This is a genomic window from Alsobacter soli (genome assembly GCF_003004785.1).
GTDB lineage: Bacteria > Pseudomonadota > Alphaproteobacteria > Rhizobiales > Beijerinckiaceae > Alsobacter > Alsobacter soli.
Genome location: NZ_PVZS01000010.1, coordinates 15,700 through 34,480, shown reverse-complemented (window position 1 = coordinate 34,480; position 18,781 = coordinate 15,700). Strand labels below are relative to the sequence as shown.

Sequence of the window (18,781 nt, the reverse complement as noted above, 5' to 3'; positions counted from 1 at the left end):
GGGGATCCAGGGGACTGGGTGCAGTGTCCTGGACCCTGGTTTACAAGGCCAGGCTATCAAATTGGTCGGCGAAGGATCCAGCGTCGGCCCTGGATCCCCTTCCCGGCGCTGCGCGCCGCCGGGGATGACGGCCGAGGGTGCGGCGGGCGCTCGCGTCGTCACCCAGGCTCGCTCTCTCCGCCGTCATTCCCGGCCGGAGCGCCCGAAGGCGCGGAGGGGAAGGGGATCCAGGAGACTGGGTGCAACCCGGTCCGTCACGCCGCGTGGCGTGTCGCCTCGGCTCCGAAGTGGTCGATGTAGCGTGGGCTGATGGCGCTCACCGGCAGCACCACGAGCACGTCCGTGGTGCCGAACTGGCGATCCACCACGGCGCCGTCGCCGAAGCTCGCGCCGAGCCGCAGGTAGCCCTTGATGAGCGGCGGCAGGCTTTGCAGCGCCGCCTTGGGGTTGATGTCCCCCTTGCCCAGGACGTCCATCGGCGTGCGCCGGTTCTCCACCGCCCGGGCCCGCCATTCCGCAGGCGCCGGCGCGTGGTGATGGAGGAAGCTCAGCGGCAGGGCCAGACGGGCCGGGTCCGTGCCCTCCAGACTGGCGCAGCCGAACATCACGTCCATCTTGTACCGGCGCACATACGTCCAGACGCCGTGCCACAGCAGCTCCACCGTGCGCTTGTCCCGGTAGGGCGCGAGCACGCAGGATCGGCCCAGTTCCAGGAAGCGCTTGCCCGGATGGCGTTGCAGCAGCGGCGCGATATCGAACTCGCTCTCCGAGTAGAAGCCTCCATGCGCCTCGGCCACATCCTGCCGCAGCAGCCGGTAGGTGCCCACCACCTTGGGCTTGCGCTTCGCCTTGTTGGGCTTGCCGAACAAGGCCGCCGGCGCCTCGTGGTCAATCACCAGCAGGTGGTCGCAGATCAGGTCGTACGCGTCGATGTCGCGACGCTTCAGCCGGGACATCATGTCGGGGGCGGCGGCCATCTCCTCGTAGAACACCCGGTAGCGCAGCCGCTGGGCCTTCTTGACCTCCTTCTTGGTGCGGGCGAGCCGCACCTCCAGGGAGCCGATGCGTCCGAGCGTTCCCTGCAAGCCTTCCGGAGCAGGGTCGGGGCGAAGCGAGGCGGCGCGGGCCAGGAGCCCGGCGGAGCGGCGTTGAAGGGACACGAGGACTCGGGACGCGAAAACGGCGGAGACGGTCGCGGTGACCGTGGGCGATTGCTGCGACATGGGCGCCTTGGCCTGTTTGCCGGTGGCGACGCCAGCGCCGGCCCGCAGACAATTCGCGCCGCCCGCAGCGTCTGGACCATATTCGGCTGACGCGAATGTGACAATTCGGACGTTTCGGTAACGGCTTCGCCTCGGCACGGCGGACCGTCCCGTCATCGCGAGGAGCGCAGCGACGAAGCGATCCGGGCGCCCGCGGACCCTGGCCCGCCTTGCCGCGGTCGCCACGACCTCTCCGCGTCATGGCCGGGCTTGTCCCGGCCACCCACGCTTTTCCGCCACGGGGATCCCCCGTGACGAGCCCGGGGATGACGGCGGATGAGGCCGCTGCAATCGCGCTCTGACCCGAACCGACGCCGTCATCGCGAGGAGCGCAGCGACGAAGCGATCCAGGGCGCCCGCGGATCCTGGCCCGCCTTGGCGCGCTCGCCACCACCTCTCCGCGTCATGGCCGGGCTTGTCCCGGCCACCCACGCTTTTCCGCCACGGGGATCCCCGGTGACGAGACCGGGGATGGCGGCCGATGAGGCCGCTGCAATCGCGCTCTGACCCGAACCGACGCCGTCATCGCAATGAGCGCAGTGACGAAGCGATCCAGGGCGCCCGCGGACCCTGGCCCGCCTTGCAGCGGTCGCAACGACCGCTCCGCGTCATGGCCGGGCTTGTCCCGGCCACCCACGCTTTTCCGCCGCGTGGATCCCCGGGAGGACCCCGGGGATGACGGTCGATGAGGCCGCCGAACCCCGAGAGGCTCACGCCGACTTGGCGAGCGCCTCCAGGCCGATCGCCGCGCTGAGCGCGGCGGGGTCGAGCGGCTTGGCGACGGTCGCGTCCATGCCGGCCGCCAGCGCAAGCCGGCGGTCTTCCTCGAAGGCGTTGGCCGTGAGCGCCACGATGCGGGTGCGGCCCGGGCCCTCAGCCGCCTCCATGTCGCGGATGCGCCTGGCGGCCTCATGTCCGTCGAGCTGCGGCATGCGCACGTCCATCAGCACCAGGTCGTAGCGCGCCGCGCCCGGCTCCAGGGAGGCCTTGAAACGCTCCACGGCCTCCAGGCCGTTCTTGGCCCAGTCCACGGCGGCGCCCATGCGCTGCATCAGCTTGGTCGCCAGCAGGGCGTTGATGTCATTGTCCTCGGCCAGCAGCACCCGGCGGCCAGTGACCGCCACGGCGGCGGACGGCCCCTGGGCCGGCGCAATGGTGGCGACCACGGGGGCCGCGGCCGGCTCCGGCTCGAGCCGGGAGACGAGCCCTCGCGCCCGCACGGGCTTGACCAGATAGCCGTCGAACCCCGCGGCCGACGGCGGACCGAACGACCGCCGCTCGAAGGGCGACAGCAGCACCAGCCGCCGCGTGACCCCGCACCGCTTGGCGAGCGCCGCCGCCATGCGGGCGTCCTCTTCCCCGAGCGCGCCGTCGATGATCAGGAGGTCGGGCACTGTCCCGCCCTCGTTGAGACGCATCACGGCGCTCTGCGTGCTCGGGACGCCATGCGCGTGCATGCCGAGCTCGCGCAGCCGGCGCAGCATGAAGGGCCCTTCGAAGGGCGACCGGCAGACGACGAGCGCCGTCATTCCGCGGAAGCGCGCCTCCGGCTCCTGCGCAGGCTGGTCCGGCGCGTCCGGGAGCGGGAGCGCGAATGAAAAGGTCGAGCCCCGGCCCGGCTCGCTGGCGACCGTGAGGTCCCCGCCCATGCCCGCGACGAGCCGCCGCGAGATGGCGAGCCCCAGGCCGGTGCCGCCATGGCGGCTGGAGGCGGAGCCGTCCACCTGCTCGAATTCGTCGAAGATGCGCGCCAGCCGGTCGGCCGGGATGCCCACCCCCGTGTCGGCGATGCTGAACGCAATGCGGCCCTCGGCGTCCCGCTCCACCTGCACGCCGACCCCGCCCTGGTCGGTGAACTTCACCGCGTTGCCGGCGAGGTTGGTGAGCACCTGGCGCAGGCGCGCGGCGTCTCCCACCACGATGCGGCGCGCGCCCGCAGCCACGAAGCCCGCGATCTCGATGCCCTTGCCCTGGGCGCGGGGCGCCAGCAGCTCCACCCCGCCCTCCACCAGCGCGGCGAGGTCGAACGGCTCGGACGAGAGCTCCAGCTTGCCGGCCTCGATCTTGGAGAAGTCGAGGATCTCGTCGATGATCGACAGCAGGGCCTCGCCGGAGGTCTTCACCGCGCGCACATAGGTGTGCTGCTCCGGATCGATGCGCGTGCCGAGCAGCAGCTCGGCCATGCCGAGCACCCCGTTGAGCGGGGTCCGGATCTCGTGGCTCATGGTGGCCAGGAAGCGGGACTTGGCCTCGCTGGCGGCCTGGGCCCGGGCGCGCTCGGCCGCGAGGGCGGCCTCCGCCTCTCGGCGGGCCGTGATGTCGCGGCCCACGGCCTGGAATTCCGTGTCGCCGCGCGCGCTGCGCACCGGGGTCTCCAGCCAGGAGATCCAGCGCTCGCCGTGCGGCGTCGCGATCGCCTGGTCGAAGCTGCGGGCGCCGTCGGGCGCCTGCCGCTCGTCGCTGGTCTCCAGCGCCGGGATCTGGAAGTCGGTCCCGATCAGCTGCTCGCGCGGGCGGTTGGCAAGGGCCACGAAGGCCTCGTTGGCATAGGTGAGCCGGCCCGCCTGGTCGCGCCGGACGATCAGGTCGTCCTGGCCCTCGATGAGGCTGCGGTAGCGGTCCTCGCTTTCGCGCAGCTCCCAGATGGCGTCGTGCAGCTTCTCGTTTTGCGCCTCCAGCCCCTTGGCGTGCGCCTCCATGCGGAAGTAGTCGCGCAGGAGAAAGGCCGCCGCGACCACCGCCGCGACGGAAAGCGACCCGAAGGCCAGGAGAGCCCAGCCGGCCAAGGTGAACTGGAACGCGCCCATCAACCCCTCACCCCCGCACCATGGCGCCGAGGAATTGAAAAAGGGTTGGCCTGAACGCGGAAAGTGCAGGGGACGTCCCGCGCTTACCCGTCCGCCACCTCCCGGCTGCGGTAGGACAGCGCCTCCGCGACATGAATGCGGCCAACCTTCGTGTCTCCGTCGAGGTCGGCCAGCGTGCGGGCGAGCTTCAGCACGCGGTGGAAGCCGCGGGCGGTGAGCCGCATGGCGTCCGCGGCCTCGCGCAGCACCTTCAGGCCCGCCGCGTCCGGCTGGGCGACGTCGTTGACGAGCCCCGCCGGGCACGCCGCGTTGGTGGACACGCCCGCCGCCCCCAGCGCCGCGTAGCGTTGCTGCTGCACGGCGCGCGCCCGCGCCACCCGGGCGGCTGCTTCGGCCGAGCCCTCCGCCGGGGGCGGCAGCATCAGGTCCGCCGCGCTCACGGCGGGCACGTCGATCTGCAGGTCGATGCGGTCCAGCAGCGGGCCGGAGAGGCGCGCCTGGTATTGCGCCATGCACTGGGCGTTGGGCGCGCGCTTGCACGCGTAGCCGGGCTCGGCGGCGCGCCCGCAGCGGCACGGGTTCATGGCCGCCACCAGCTGGAACCGGGCCGGGTAGGTGACCCGCCGGTTGGCGCGCGCGATGGCGACCTCGCCCGTCTCCAGCGGCTGGCGCAGGCTGTCCAGCACCTGCGGCTGGAACTCGGGCAGCTCGTCCAGGAACAGCACGCCGTGGTGCGCCAGCGAGACCTCCCCCGGCCGGGCGTTGATGCCCCCGCCCACCAGGGCGGCCATGGAGGCCGAGTGGTGCGGCGCCCGGAACGGCCGCCGGTCCGTCAGCGCGCCGCCGGCGAGCAGCCCGCCCACCGACTGGATCATGGAGACCTCCAGCAGCTCCTGCGGCAGCAGCGGCGGCAGGATGGACGGCAGCCGCGCGGCCAGCATGGACTTGCCTGCCCCCGGCGGCCCGCACATCAGGATATTGTGGCCGGTTAAACAAGAGTTAGAGCACCTCAACGGTAGCTTCTGAACGGGTTGCCCGCCGGTCCGCTCCCCGCTGAATTTAGACCGGCAAGATTGACAACATTCTTTCGTAGTGATTTCAAAGGGTTGTAGCTGCGAATTTGCAACGGGTCGGCCCGTCACCTGTGCATGCATCAGCCTCTTGCAAGTCACGGCAAGCAAGTTCATTTACCCTCCTGCTCACTACGGGAGGACATCGTGGAAGACCTTGTTTCTGAAGAGTGGAAAGACAAGTTGCTGCGGTCCAATCGCAAAGATGCGCAGCCCCTTAGGTCTGTTTTGGCCAACGCTTACATTGCGCTGCTTGAGTGCCCTGAGCTGGTAGGGTTGCTTGCTTTCGACGAGTTCAACCAGGCCGTGGTCCTCACCCGCGATCCGCCCTGGACCGCGATCGACAGGCAATGGACCGAGCACAATCGGTTGTGCCTGACAGTCGCTGTGCAGCGGCTTGGTCTTGATGTGCAGCCGAATGCCGTGGCTGAAGCTGCTCTCGTCGTCGCTCGGGCAAATCCGGTTCACCCGGTTCGCGAGTACCTCAAGGGCCTGGTCTGGGATGGCCGAGAGCGCACGAGCGCTTGGCTCTCCACCTACTTTGGTGCCGAGCACTCCCCTTATGTCGCCGCGGTTGGGCGCAAATTCTTGATCAGCGCAGTGGCTAGAATCATGGAGCCCGGCTGCAAGGTCGATACCATGCTCATCCTCGAGGGCGACCAAGGAATCGGCAAGAGCACCGCGATCAAGGTCCTGGCCGGTGAGGACTGGTTCACGGACTCTATGCCTCCCAAGCTGAACGAAAGGGACGCTGCAATCCAGCTGAGAGGCAAGTTCATTATAGAGATGGCGGAGCTGTCGGTCCTCGCGCGAGCGAACGATGGCGACAGCAAGGGCTTCCTCTCCCGTGCAGTTGACGACTACCGCCCTGTTTACGGCCGCACGGCGGAGAAGGTGCCGCGGCAGTGCGTTTTCATTGGTACAACGAACTCGGACGAGTATCTCAGAGATGCAACAGGCGCTCGTCGCTTCTGGCCGGTCGCCTGCAACAAGGTTGATCTCGTGGCCCTCGCGGCTGATCGCGATCAGCTCTGGGCTGAGGCCTTGGCGTTGTACAAGGCTGGCAATCAGTGGCATCTGACGGAGGCGGAGGAAGCGCTGGCGCGCGGAGAGCAGAAACAGCGCTATGCAGCGGATCCCTGGTCGCAGGCGATCGACGAATATCTCGTCGGCAAACATCGAGTGACCGTGGATGACGTGCTGAGCGATGCGCTTGACGTGAAGCGGGCGTACATCCGCCAATCTGACAAGCTCCGCGTCAGCAAACATCTGAAAGCGAACGGTTGGCACCGGGGCAAGTCAGACGGAACACGCTATTACACGCGTGTCGGCGCACCCGATGCTCTTGTCATCCCGCACAGCAGGGGTGAGGTCCTGTCGGATGGGTTCTTCTCCAACAAGCTCGATCGTATGCTGTGCGAAGTGGGTGTGAGCCCATCGAATTCGGTCAACTGAGCTCAGTCGAAATCGACCTGGCCCATGATGCGGGCCAGTCGAGCGGGATTATTCTCTACATAGATGCACGTGGTCGCGATGCTGGCGTGTCCCGCCAGCGTGGCGATCGCCTTGAGGTCCACCCCCATTTCGGCCAGGCGGGTGATCATCGTGCGTCTACCAGAGTGCGAGGACGCCCCCTCGATCCCTGCTTGGGCGTACATATCGCGAAAGAGCTGAACCATTCCATTGGGCGTGAAATGCCGCCCGGTTCGGGTCGGGAATAGCGGCTCGGACCAAGACGCAGCCTGCCGAACCAGACGATAGCTCGAGAGCGCAGAACGCAACTGTTCAGACGACATGTAGACGTCGCGCATGCGCCCCTTCTTGCTGTAAGCAGGCCGCAGGTGCAGCACCGCGCGGACCTCGCCATCTCTGGTGTAAATGTCGTCGAGCCTGAGAGCTGCGATCTCCTTCGCTCGCAGACCTAGATAGAAGCTGACGCAAGCTATGGCGCGATCGCGGGCTGGATAGGTCCGACACTTAATGGCGACAAGGAGCCGTTCGAACTCGCTTCTTGGGACGATCGCCGCGCGACCGGTCGTACCCACCTGCCTGGGCATTGAACAAATCCAGTTTACGAACACAATAAGAAAATAAACCCTTATAGATACTTGTAAACAATGCTGACCGCCTCGCCTGAAGTCAGCAAGGCTGAAAATTGGGGCAGGCTCCGGAACGTTCGCGCTGTGATCGGGCCAGATTAGAACGGTCCCTCGTTATCCCGATTGCCGGTCTCGATTCGAAGTTGCCTGGGGTCGGGAGACTGAAAGACATTCGCGACCCTGAGCGGCTCTTGGCCTCGGTCCGCTCCAATGCCTGCACTCGACCCAACTCGGACCTTGAGTTTGAGTGGCTTGCCCGGCTGGACTTGACCCTTAGCTGACGTTGAGAGAGTCCCCTTCGGCCCTGTTGGCTCAGATTTAAGCGGCTTGCTGGCCTGCGCTTGCCGTAGTCGCTAGAGGCGCAACGGTGACACGAGAGGAATGAACGAGCGTGCAGGACCTCCCGGCCAAAGATCGTCAGCAACCCGACCGAGGAGCGAATCCCACGGCCATCGCCCTGAAGAGCAGGAAGTCGCTGGAACGTTTGCGTCCACCTGGCTGTCGCGAGTATCGAATAATTGCTTCCGCGGTTGTTCGACAAGTGCGAGCCCGATCATCGGCGTCCACGTAGCCTTCGAACAAGCTCAATCGTTCACCCGGCATGGCGCGCAAAGCGTCAATCATCTCGATCGCTCCTTCTTGGCTGAAATGAAGGACGTGCGACTGCGAGCTCACGACCCCCGCCGAAGGAGCACTTGCAATAGGGAGCGAGAGGTGAGTTCCGTGACCTTGTCGTACACCCCTTACTCTGTCGCGGCGTCGCCCTCTTGGCGGGGCGTTCCCGCACGATCAGGCTAATCTAGATCTGGCACGAGGCCCAACCGACGGCCGTCAGCTTTCCATCTGACTCACGCCGGGCCCAGACATCGAGTTCTACGAGACGAGACCCAGCGGGCTGATGGGTGATTGACGTAACGACGCCGGAGAAAGACACAGGGTCAAACACCTGCAACGTGTTGATAAACTTCATCTTCAGCCAGCCCTTGGTGAACCATTTCGCGCCAAAGGCGCGCGCAAGGAGCTCAGCTGCAGCCCCATACTGCTGCTGCCCCTGCACGATGAGGGTGGGCAGCTTGCCTTTGCGGGCGATCTCGAGGTCGTTATGCGTATTTCGGACGTATTCACCGACGCGCGAAAACACGGAGGTCTGCTCGGCGGTGAATTCCTTGCGCAGGGGCGCCAGTACGTCGCCGACCGCCAAATCGGCCTCCGCCCTCTCAATCCGGCGCGCGTTCGCCGGGGCCTCGCCAGTTACTCTGCGCTCTGGCGTTTCGCTGCTGCCGCGGCCGGCGATGAGGCCTGGTACGGTGCGGAGGATCTCGACGCCTCGGTGACGGATGATGCTGCGGCCGTCCTCGCCGGTGGCCTGGGCTTCCATGACGACGTACCCCTGACCGCGGCGCTCATAGGCTTCTACGTACTTGCCTGAGAGCGTGACCAGCTCACCGAGCTTCACCGGGCTATCGAACCAGATCTGCTCCTCAGTGTGGAAGCCCACTGTCTTGCTCGCCCGATAGCGCGTCGTGAAGAGTTGGACGAGGTCGTTGCCCAGCAGGGCTGGCTGGCCGATGCGGGCTCCGCCAAACGGGCTTCCACCCTTGAAATACCAATCGCCGTAATCGTCCTGAGTGAAGGCGAAGCGCTTGATCTTGTGGTCGTCAACCACAATCGTAACCGGACCGAGTTCCTCGGGAATTTCGAGGTTCTCAAATACCGGCTCCTTCAGGCCCGCCTCGAGGTCCTCCACGGTGGCGGCCTTGCGAGGGTCGGTGAGGTCGCGCCAGGGTTCCGGGGCGGATGCGGTCGACTGGGTCATCGTCATGTCCTGGGTCGTCTTGCTAGATCGAGGGGAGCGGTCGGCGGCTCTTCCGGCCGGCGAGAGCAGGTGAGAGCCCGGCCAGGCTCGTGCCTGGCCGGGTCAGGGCGGGGAGCTCAGAAGGTCAAGCGGGAGGGCAGGACTTTTCTCTTGCGGCTCTCCGGGTCATACCAATCGGTTACGTTCGCCTTGGTGATGAGCGGCGACTCGAAAGCGATGGTCTTCTTGATCGGCTTGCCGCGAAGGATCTGCACGGCTGCCTCGACGCCTTCGGCGCCAAAGGGCAGGTATTCCCAAACGGCCTCAAGATCACCCTTGTAGATGCCTTCCAACGCTTCCACGGTGAGCCCGTCGTAGCCCGTGAACCAGATCTGATCCTTGCGGCCCGCCTCTTTGGCGGCGCGCACGGCTCCGAGCGCCATGTCGTCGTTGTGGCAGTAGACCGCATCGATCTGCTTGTTGGCCTGGAGCATGTCCTCCATGCCCTTGATTGCCTGCGTGCGGTCGTAGTTGGCGACGATGTGGCCTACGACTTTGATGCCCGGGTTTTGGTCAATCACCTCGCGCCAGCCTTTGCCGCGCTGCTGATTGATGACCGACCCCGGCTTGCCCTCAATCTGGGCCACCATACCCTTGCCGCCGAGCTTCTTCACGTAATACTCGCCCGCCGAGCGCGAGGTCGCCAGGGTGTCCGTCGCCAAGTGACAGGCGTAGTCCACGCTGCCGGCGAGGGGAGAGCTGAGCACCACGATCGGGATCTTGGCCTCGTTGATCTGCTTCACGGCCGGCGTGATCGCCTCGGCGTAGTAGGTGGAAATGATGATCACGTCCACGTTGCGGACAATGAGGTCTTCTATGTCGCGGATCTGCTTGGCCGGCTGATCATTGGCGTCATAAACCACGGTCTTGAGGCCGTACTTCTTAGCCGTCTCTTCAACGCCCGCCTGCTGCTGCTTGATCCACTCCGTGTTGGAAAAGGACATGGTGAATCCAACGGTCTTGCCCTGAACCGCCTGGGCGAATGACTGGCTTCCCCAGATCGCGGGAGCGGTGGCGAAAGCCGCTGCGCCAGCGCCCCACTTCAGGATTTCTCGGCGGCTCCCTCGCCCAAAGGTGTCTTGAGTCATCGTTCCTCCTCCAATGCGGGCTTCAGCGCCGCTTTCTCCATTCGCTCATGACCACGGCCAGGACGATGATCACGCCCTTCAGCAGCATTTGTGAGTAGGGGGACACGTTCAGCAGGTTGAGCACGTTCGACAGGAAGGCCAGGATCAGCACGCCGAGCACCGTGCCCCCGACTCCGCCCACGCCGCCGTCGAATGTGGTGCCGCCGATCAGAGTGGCGGCGATGGCGTCGAGCTCGTAGAGCGTGCCAGCGTTTGGCTCGCCCACGGTCAACCGGCTTGCCAGGACCACACCGGCCAGGCCGGCCAGGAGCCCGCTGACGGTATAGACCTGCACCTTGTTGCGCTCGACGGCGATACCCGAGAGCCGCGCCGCTTCCTCGTTGGCGCCCACCGCGTAAATCGTTCGACCGAAAACGGTGTAGCGCAGCGTCAGCGCGGCGATCAGCCAGACGATCGCGAACAGGACGACCGGGAACGGTACCGGGCCGAGGAAGCCCGAGCCGAGATAGGAGAAGGCGGCCGAGGCGTCCCGGACGATGATGTTGCTTCCTTCCGTGTAGATGTAGACGAGACCCCGCACGAAGATCATCGTGCTCAGCGTCGCAATGAATGGCTGCAGCCTTAGGCGAGTGATGAGCAGGCCGTTCGCGACACCCACGGCGACGCCTGCGGCGACGCCAACGAGCGCAGCCACGCCCACCCCATAAGGCGCGAATGCAGCCATCAGGGCGGCCGATAGCCCGACAATCGAGCCGGCGGAAAGGTCGATGCCCCTGTTCAGGATGACGAAGGTCATCCCGATGCTCACGAGGCCGATCATCGTGGCCCCGCGCAGGACGTTCAGGATGTTTCGAGAGGACAGGAAATATGGCGACAGCAGACTCGCCGCGACCAACAGCAGTACGAGCGCGAGCACGTTGCTATAGCGAACCAGGAAGCCCATGGCGCCGCCGTGGCCGGGCTTCGCGGACGTGGAAGCGCTCGCGCTTTCCGTGATGGCGGTGTCGGTCATGCGTGCAGCTCTTGCTTCGGAGATTCAGTAGGCAGGGCGAGGGCGAGCAGGCGCTCCTCGGTGGCACGTTGGCCTTCTACCTCGCCCGTGATGCGCCCGCCGCTCATCACGAGAACGCGGTCGGCCATGCCCAATATTTCAGGCAGTTCGGATGAGATGAGCAGGACCGCCATGCCCTCACGGGCGAGCTGGTCGACGAGCGCGTAGATCTCGCGCTTGGCGCCAACGTCGATGCCGCGCGTCGGCTCGTCGAGAATGAGGACACGGACGCCCTTCAGGAGCCAGCGGGCGAGGATGCACTTCTGTTGGTTGCCACCGCTGAGCAAGGCGATCCGCTGCTCGGAGTGGGGCGTGCGAACGTTGAGGCGACCAATGAACGAACGCGCTTGCTGCGCCTGCTTGCGAGGTTCGAGCACGCCGAGACGGCTGTGCTTCTCGGGCGCGGCGAGCGCAATGTTCTCGCGCACCGACAGCGGCATGAACAGGCCGTCGCGCCGATCTTCTGCGATATAGGCCACGCCCCGACGGATGGCGTCTGCCGGGCTGCGCAGCGAGACGACATGGCCGTCAATCAGGATGCGCCCTCGGGCGATAGGATCGGCCCCAAACAGCGCCCGGGCGAGCTCAGTGCGGCCCGCGCCGACAAGACCGGAGAGGCCGACGATCTCGCCCGCGCGCAGGGTGAGGCTGGCGTCTCGAAAGCCCTTGCCCGAGATGTCCTGCGCCTCCAGCACCGGCCTGCCGGGCGCCCGCCCCTTCTCCGGGAAGCGTTCGCCGAGGTCGCGGCCAACCATCAAGCCGATGAGCGCGTCCTTGTTGGTCTCGGCGACCGATATCGTCGACACCTTCCGGCCGTCCTTGAGCACCGTGACGCGCGATGCGATGCGGAAGATCTCGTCCAGATGGTGCGAGATATAGAGGAAGCTGACCCCCTCCGCCTGCAGCGCCTGGACGATTGCGAAAAGGCGGTCCACCTCCACAGGCGTCAGGCTTGCGGTTGGTTCATCGAGTATGATCAGCCGCGCATCGAACGCCAGCGCCTTGGCGAGCTGGATCAGCTGGCGCTGTGCGATCGAGAGCGCTTCGACAGGCATGCGGGGATCCAGGCGCAGGCCCACGCGCGCAAGCAGCTTCTCACATTGGGCGTTAGCCTTGGCCCAGTCCACGCGGCCCCACGATGTCCGGGGCAGCCTTCCCATAAAAACGTTTTCTGAGATAGATAGAGGATCGCACAGCTTGGGCTCCTGGTGCACCATGCTGATACCCAGGCCAAGCGCGATGAAGGGGCTGGCGACCACGACGGCCTTGCCATCCAGCAAGATCTCGCCCTCGTCCGGCTTGTAGATGCCGTCCAGGATCTTCATCAGCGTGGACTTGCCAGCGCCGTTCTCTCCGATCAGCGCATGAATTTGCCCACGTTCGACGGAAATGGACACTTGGTCGAGCGCAACAACGCCCGGAAATCGCTTTCCGATATTGCGCGCTTCAAGAAAGGGCGGGCCAGCGGCCAATCATTCCTCCCACGACATCTGCTTTCATGCAGGCGCGCTCTGATTTTCAGGCTTGTGGCGCGGCGCGTGACCGATATAAAAACGTTTTTGTACGATCCGCGCAAGCCGAAAAAGCAAGGCGGCGAATCAATCGGAAATCTCAGGGGCGTCGCGCGCCCCACCCCTGTCGGGAGCCGCCATGAAGAACAAGCTTGTTTCTCTCGAAGCCGCACTGGCCCCTGTGCAATCCGGAGCGACGCTGGCGATTGGCGGAAGCCTGCTGCGGCGCCAGCCCAACGCCGCCGTCCGTGAACTCATTCGCCGCGGCGTGAAGGACCTGACGTTGCTGACCTGGGCGACGACGACGGCGACGGACATGTTGGCCGCCGCCGGAGCCGTCCGGCGCTGGGAGGGCATCTATGCCGGCATGTTCAGCCACGGCCTCGCGCCCAACTTCCGGCGCGGAGTCCAGAGCGGCGCCATCACCGTGCGCGATTTTTCGGAGTGCGCCATCGTGGCCCGGTTCCGCGCCGCGGCAGCGGGGCTGGCCTTCATGCCGGTCCGGTCGCTGCTTGGTTCCGACATGGCCACCCGCAACCCGGAGCAGATCCGGCCCATGGCCTGCCCGTTCACGGGCGACAAGCTACACGCCGTGGCTGCCGCCGAAGCGGACTTCACCATCATCCATGGCTATGCGGGCGACCGGTATGGCAACGTCCAGTGGCCCGTGGTGCGCGACAGCGACGACATCGACCAACTTATGGCGAGCGGGGCTCGGCGCCTCATCGTGACTGTCGAAAAGATCATTCCTCACGAGCAGGTCAAGGCGCAGCCGACCCTCACCTACATCCCGGGTCAATGGGTCGAGGCCATCGTCGAGGTTCCACACGGCGCCCACCCGGTCGCCTGTGATTCCCTCTACGACGAAGACGAAGAGCACCTACGGCTCTACCTCGATCACGCCAAGACTCCAGATTCCATGGGCTCCTACCTCGACCGCTACGTCCGCACCCCTCGGACGCACGACGAATACCTCCAGGCCAGCGGCGCCGCTGCGCGCCTCCCCTCCCTTTCCGTTCAGCAGGGCTGACGCATGAGCGCATCAATCGCCACCGGTCCCTCCGGCTTCACCGTCAACGAACTCGCTGCCTGCGTCATCGCCCGCGAGATTCGCGATGACGACCTGATCTTTGTCGGCGTGGGCACCAACGGCCGCGCGTTCACGCTGGCGGTCGGCATTCCGCTCACCGCCGCCCGCCTCGCCCAACTGAGGCAAGCGCCCGGGGCCACCGTCTACTGGGGCAATCTTCTGGACCCAGACCTCTCCAGAATGCCGGATAACCTGCGCCAGGACAGCCTAACTCGCTGGCAGGCTGCCGCATGCCCCGCCGACACCGGCTTCAAATGCGACATGCTCGCCCGCAGCCGCTTCGACGTGTCGTTTGAATCCGCCGCGCAGGTCGATCGCTACGGCAACCTGAACATCACGGCAATCGGCGAATACGCCCAGCCGAGCGTCAGATTGGTCGGATGCCTGGCGCAGCCCGAGCACCTCGCCTTCGTGCGCAAGCCCATCATCGTGGTCGATCTCGACCGCCGCACCTTCGTTGAGCAGGTGGACTTCGTGACCAGCGTCGGCCACCGCGTGCGGGGGACGCCGCGCAGCGAGTTCGGCCTGCCCGGTCCCGGGCCCGCCCTTGTGGTGACCGACAAGGCCGTGTTCGACTTTGGAGCCGAGGGCGCGATGCGCCTTCGCTCGCTGCACCCCGGCGTTTCCGCCGAAGACGTACTCTCGCGCATGGGCTTCGAGCCCGCGCTCCCGCAAGGGGACATCCCGGTCACCCAGGCGCCGACTTATGAGGAGTTGAGCCTCCTGCGCGAGGTCATCGACCCGAGCGGCGTGATGATGCGGGTCTGAACCGAACGCGGCGCCCAACGCCAGCCACGAGGAGGAAACCTTGATGTCGTCCCAGCATGAAGCGCAACGCGCGCGCGGCCTGCGCATCGCCAACGGATCCGGCGCCCACGTCATGGCGGCAGCGCTTCGCCGCCATGGTGTGGAGGCTGTGTTCGGCCAAAGCATCCCGTCCGCCCTGCATCTCGTCGCGCCTCAGTTCGGCATTCGCCAGATCGGGTACCGGACCGAAAACGCCGGCGCAGTAATGGCCGACGCCTACGCCCGCGTATCGGGCCGGGTGGGAGTCGTCACAGCCCAGAACGGCCCCGCCGCGACGCTGCTCGTCGCCGGCCTCGCTGAGGCGCTGAAGGCCTCCGTGCCGATGGTAGCCATTGTCCAAGACGTCCATCGCAAGCAGACGGACAAGAACGCCTTTCAGGATCTCGACCACATCGAGCTTTTCAAGGGCTGCGCCAAGTGGGTCCGGCGCGTCACGGAGGTGGACCGCATCGACGACTATGTTGACATGGCGTTCACCGCGGCCGCGACCGGACGGATGGGCCCGGCCGTGCTGCTGTGCCCGATCGACCTTTTCGTCGACATGCCGTCCGACGCCGCGTCTCGCCGATCTGTAGCGCTTGGTCGCTTCCCACTCGACCGCACCGTGGCGGACCCTGCCCGCGTGGCCGAAGCGGCGGACCTGCTCGCCAGCGCGAGGCGACCGCTCGTGATCGCCGGCGGGGGCGTCCACCTCTCAGGCGCCCAGGACGCTCTCGCGAACCTGCAAGAGCAGGCGAGCCTTCCCGTCGCCACGACGGCCATGGGCAAGGGCGGGGTCGGCGAGGACCATCCCCTGTCGGTGGGCGTGGTCGGCTATTTCATGGGCACGCGCGGCGTCGCCCGCCATCTGCGGGACCAGGTGAGCGAGGCCGACGTGATCCTGCTGGTGGGCAACCGCACCAACCAGAACGGTACCGATTCTTGGAGCCTGCTGCCCGAAGGCGCCACGATCATCCACCTCGACGTTGACGGGATGGAGGTCGGACGTAACTACGAAGCCCTGCGCCTGGTGGGAGACGCCAAGCTGACGCTTGACGCGCTAACCCAGGCCTTGAGCCAGCGAGACCTGTCGCGTCGTCGCGAAGCGCGGCCGGTCCTGGAGCGCCAGATCGCGGCCGGCCGCCAGTCCTGGCGTAACGAAAGCGCCGCGCAGATGTGCTCGGATGCCGCGCCTATTCGGCCCGAACGGCTGATGTCGGAGCTTGATGCTCAACTGCGCGACGACGACGTGGTGGTGGCCGACGCCAGCTACTCCTCGATCTGGGTCGCCAACTACCTGCGAGCCCGCCGACCCGGCATGCGTTTCATCACTCCCCGCGGCCTCGCGGGCCTGGGCTGGGGCCTGCCGTTTGCGCTTGGCGCCAAAGTCGCGCGACCTGGCGCGCGCGTTTTCTGCCTGTCTGGCGACGGAGGCTTCGCCCATGTCTGGTCGGAGCTTGAAACAGCCCGCCGGATGAAGCTCAATGTGGTCGTTGCGGTGCTGAACAACCAGATCCTCGGCTATCAGAAGCACGCCGAGGACGTGATCTTCGGCGACCATACGGATGTGGTCGATTTCGAGCCCGTTGACCACGCGGCCATTGCCCGCGCCTGCGGCTGCCACGGCGAGCGTATCGACGAAGCAGGCCGAATCGCGGGCGCCCTGCGAGAAGCCTTCGACCGGCCCGGAACCACGGTGCTGGACGTCGTGACGGACCCGAAGGCCTATCCGCCCATCACCAGCTTCGACGGTAGCCCCGCCCTGGAGGTCTGACCGAGGCGGCGGACGCGAATACGAAAAGGGGCGCTTACCGGCGCCCCTTTGTCGTTCGGCTTCGGAGACAACTCAGCCCAGCCAGTCCGCCAACACCTCGGCGGTATGCTCGCCGATGCGCGGCGCGCGCCGCCGGATGCTGTTGGCGGTCTCTGACAGCTTCACCGTAACGCCGTGCATGGGCACCTTCCCGACGCTGGGGTACTCGATATCCACGATCTGGTCCCGATGGCGGAGTTGCGGATTGGAGGCCACTTCCGCGATGGTGGCGACCTTGCCGCAGGGCACCTCGGCCCGGGCGAGGATCTCGACGACTACATCCGAGTCGTGTTGCGCGGCCCAGCCGGCCACGATCGTCTCGATCGCGTCGGCGTTCGCCATGCGCGCCGCATGCGTGTTGAACCGCTTGTCGGCGAGCAGATGGTCCAGTCCGGCGGCTTTACACAGCCGCGGGAAGAGCGCGTCGTTCCCCGCGTTGAAGTGAACCCAGCGGTCGTCCTTGCAGCGATAATTGTTGGCAGGTGCAGAGTAGCGATCGCGCGCGCCTTTTCGCGTGGCCTGATTTCCGAACAGGGCGTATTCCGGGATGGCCGTCAGGAGGAGAGTCACCGCGCTGTCTAGAAGCGCCGCGTCGACCACCTGCCCCCGCCCTGTGCTCTGCCGCGCGTGCAGCGCGCCGAGCGCGCCGACGGTCGCGTAGAGGCCCGTAACCTGGTCCACCACGAAGGCGCCGGATGGAACGGGCTGCCCACCCGCCTCGCCGGTGATCTCCATCAACCCGCTCATCGCTTGGGCGATCACATCGAAGCAGGGACGCTGGGCGTGCGGTCCGGTCTGGCCGAAACCGGAGATGCGAATCACGATCAGGCGCGGGTTGAGGGCGGCGAGTTCCTCATAGCTGCACCCCATCTTCTCCAAGGTGCCTGGCCGGAAATTCTCGATGAGGATGTCCGCCTTCGAGGCGAGGTCACGCAGGAGCTGCTGCCCCTCAGCGCTCCGGTAATCGAGCTCCAGGCTGCGCTTGTTACGGTTGTACATCATCACGTAGAGGCTCTCGCCTCCGACCTTGGGCGCGATCACCCGGGCGTCTTCGCCTTTGCCGGCTCGCTCCACTTTGACGACGTCGGCGCCCATGTCCCCCAGCAGCATCCCGCACATGGGACCGGCAATAAAGCGCGACAAATCCAGGACCTTGATGCCCTCCAGCGAACCCGCCATGCTCCTCCCCTACACAGTTTCTTTCTTGCGTTTGGACCCTGCGCCCAACTGGGGAGCGCGGGCTGTCGATCCACGGACCACGAGGCCCGTCGGGAAGATCTGCTCCCGGGCCGGTGACGGTCTGCGGTTGCGGATGCGCTTCATCAGCATCTCGGCCGCCGCCGCGCCCATGGCCCGCTTCTGCAGATGGATGGTCGTGAGGTCGATGCGGCGAAAGGAGGCCAGTTGGATATCGTCGAGGCCAACAACTGAAAGTTCGCCAGGCACCTCGATATCGAGTTCCATGGCCGCCTCGATGACCCCCATGGCGTTCAGGTCGTTGCTGGCCATGATGGCGGTCGGCCGGTCAGCCATGGACAGGAACTTCAGCCCGGCGTCGTAGCCGGTCGGCAGGTTGTAGTCGCCGTTGAAGATGAGGTCGGAATCGCGATCGAGCTTAAGCCGGCGGATGGCGGCCTTGTAGGCATCCAAGCGTTCCGCCGCGGTGGTCGATCCCATAGGGCCGCGCACGAAGCCGATGCGGCGATGGCCGAGCCCGGCTAGGTGCTCAACAGCTTGGGTGATCCCTCCGACGTTGTCCGATCCGACATAGTCGTCCTCGTGCCGCGAGCTGCGGCGCTGAACGAGCACGAAAGGCGTGCCCGATTCGAGCAACTCGCGCACGCGTGGCGTATCCGTGTACTGGGAGATGAGCACCATGCCGTCGACTTGGCTGTCGAGCAAGGCGCGCATGTGCCACAGCTGCTTCTCTTCATCTCCGTCCGTGTTGCAGAGGAGGAGATTGCACTTCTCGCGAATCGCGACGTCTTCGACCCCGCGTACGAAATCCGGGAAGGCGGGGTTTGCGACATCCGCGATCAGAACCCCGATGGTGAAGCTGCGCTGCATGCGCAGCGCCCGGGCCACGGCTGAAGCGCGATAGCCGAGGCGTTCCGCGGCCTCCTTGACGAGCTGGCGCGTTTCCTCACTGACGTGCTGCTTGCCAGCAAGGGCATTGGAGACGGTTGACAGGGCGATGCCGCACTCGTTGGCGACATCCTTGATTGTCACGCGCTTCCTGTCGTTCATAGCTCAGGCTCCTCGGCGTTCCCAAGCCCGACCGCGCCTAAGCGGTGACGAGCCAAGTCCAATTAGAGACCGGGAGAGAACGCGCATCGCAAGCAGATCAGG

13 protein-coding genes and 1 pseudogene are annotated in these 18,781 nt (G+C 66.1%); 4 read left to right on the top strand and 10 right to left on the bottom strand.

Annotated elements, in window-relative coordinates; translation table 11 throughout:
* Window positions 1–254: 254 nt before the first annotated feature.
* From olsB to SLNSH_RS10685, 3 genes and pseudogenes are all read right to left on the bottom strand, one after another.
* Window positions 255–1,223 carry a l-ornithine N(alpha)-acyltransferase gene (gene olsB / locus SLNSH_RS10700; RefSeq protein ID WP_106336893.1) on the bottom strand — a complete coding sequence of 323 codons (969 nt, stop codon included), beginning with the start codon at window positions 1,221–1,223 and terminating at the stop codon, window positions 255–257.
* Window positions 1,224–1,972: 749 nt separating this feature from the next.
* Entirely contained in the window at window positions 1,973–4,069 is a 2,097-nt protein-coding gene (locus SLNSH_RS10690; protein ID WP_106336889.1) for an ATP-binding protein, read from the bottom strand.
* An 83-nt stretch (window positions 4,070–4,152) separates the two neighbouring features.
* Window positions 4,153–5,055, bottom strand: a pseudogene (locus SLNSH_RS10685) (ATP-binding protein); the annotation flags it as partial.
* A gap of 231 nt (window positions 5,056–5,286) precedes the next feature.
* On the opposite strand from SLNSH_RS10685, the gene SLNSH_RS10680 reads away from it, so the two are divergent.
* Window positions 5,287–6,594: a virulence-associated E family protein gene (locus tag SLNSH_RS10680; RefSeq protein ID WP_158266741.1), complete on the top strand. Its 1,308-nt coding sequence runs from the start codon at window positions 5,287–5,289 to the stop codon at window positions 6,592–6,594.
* A gap of 2 nt (window positions 6,595–6,596) precedes the next feature.
* On the opposite strand, the gene SLNSH_RS10675 is transcribed toward SLNSH_RS10680, so the two are convergent.
* The 5 genes from SLNSH_RS10675 to SLNSH_RS10655 all read right to left on the bottom strand — a co-directional run bounded on the left by SLNSH_RS10675 (window position 6,597) and on the right by SLNSH_RS10655 (window position 12,704).
* On the bottom strand, window positions 6,597–7,196 hold the full coding sequence (locus SLNSH_RS10675) for a tyrosine-type recombinase/integrase (RefSeq protein ID WP_106336883.1): 600 nt from the start codon (window positions 7,194–7,196) through the stop codon (window positions 6,597–6,599).
* Between the two features lie 841 nt (window positions 7,197–8,037).
* Window positions 8,038–9,054, bottom strand: coding sequence for a hotdog family protein (locus SLNSH_RS10670; protein ID WP_106337127.1), 1,017 nt, complete (start codon window positions 9,052–9,054; stop codon window positions 8,038–8,040).
* A gap of 116 nt (window positions 9,055–9,170) precedes the next feature.
* Complete coding sequence (locus SLNSH_RS10665) at window positions 9,171–10,181, bottom strand: substrate-binding domain-containing protein (protein WP_106336881.1); 1,011 nt, start codon at window positions 10,179–10,181, stop codon at window positions 9,171–9,173.
* A gap of 22 nt (window positions 10,182–10,203) precedes the next feature.
* Window positions 10,204–11,193: an ABC transporter permease gene (locus SLNSH_RS10660; RefSeq protein ID WP_210202502.1), complete on the bottom strand. Its 990-nt coding sequence runs from the start codon at window positions 11,191–11,193 to the stop codon at window positions 10,204–10,206.
* Window positions 11,190–12,704 (bottom strand): sugar ABC transporter ATP-binding protein, encoded by a 1,515-nt coding sequence (locus SLNSH_RS10655; RefSeq protein WP_106336879.1) that lies wholly within the window; start codon window positions 12,702–12,704, stop codon window positions 11,190–11,192. Before SLNSH_RS10655 ends, SLNSH_RS10660 begins: the two co-directional genes overlap by 4 nt.
* A gap of 178 nt (window positions 12,705–12,882) precedes the next feature.
* Here SLNSH_RS10655 and SLNSH_RS10650 point away from each other — a divergent pair, with 178 nt between their 5' ends.
* Genes SLNSH_RS10650 through SLNSH_RS10640 form a run of 3 tightly spaced genes read left to right on the top strand, consistent with a single transcriptional unit; the run spans window position 12,883 to window position 16,393 of the window.
* A complete protein-coding gene (locus SLNSH_RS10650) occupies window positions 12,883–13,773 on the top strand; it encodes a CoA transferase subunit A (RefSeq protein ID WP_106336877.1) in 891 nt (296 codons plus the stop codon).
* Between the two features lie 3 nt (window positions 13,774–13,776).
* Entirely contained in the window at window positions 13,777–14,601 is an 825-nt protein-coding gene (locus tag SLNSH_RS10645) for a CoA-transferase subunit beta (protein ID WP_106336875.1), read from the top strand.
* A 43-nt stretch (window positions 14,602–14,644) separates the two neighbouring features.
* Window positions 14,645–16,393, top strand: coding sequence for an acetolactate synthase catalytic subunit (locus tag SLNSH_RS10640; RefSeq protein ID WP_106336873.1), 1,749 nt, complete (start codon window positions 14,645–14,647; stop codon window positions 16,391–16,393).
* A gap of 72 nt (window positions 16,394–16,465) precedes the next feature.
* On the opposite strand, the gene SLNSH_RS10635 is transcribed toward SLNSH_RS10640, so the two are convergent.
* Entirely contained in the window at window positions 16,466–17,611 is a 1,146-nt protein-coding gene (locus tag SLNSH_RS10635) for a CaiB/BaiF CoA transferase family protein (protein WP_106336871.1), read from the bottom strand.
* Window positions 17,612–17,620: 9 nt separating this feature from the next.
* Complete coding sequence (locus SLNSH_RS10630; RefSeq protein ID WP_106336869.1) at window positions 17,621–18,679, bottom strand: LacI family DNA-binding transcriptional regulator; 1,059 nt, start codon at window positions 18,677–18,679, stop codon at window positions 17,621–17,623.
* Window positions 18,680–18,781 lie beyond the last annotated feature (102 nt).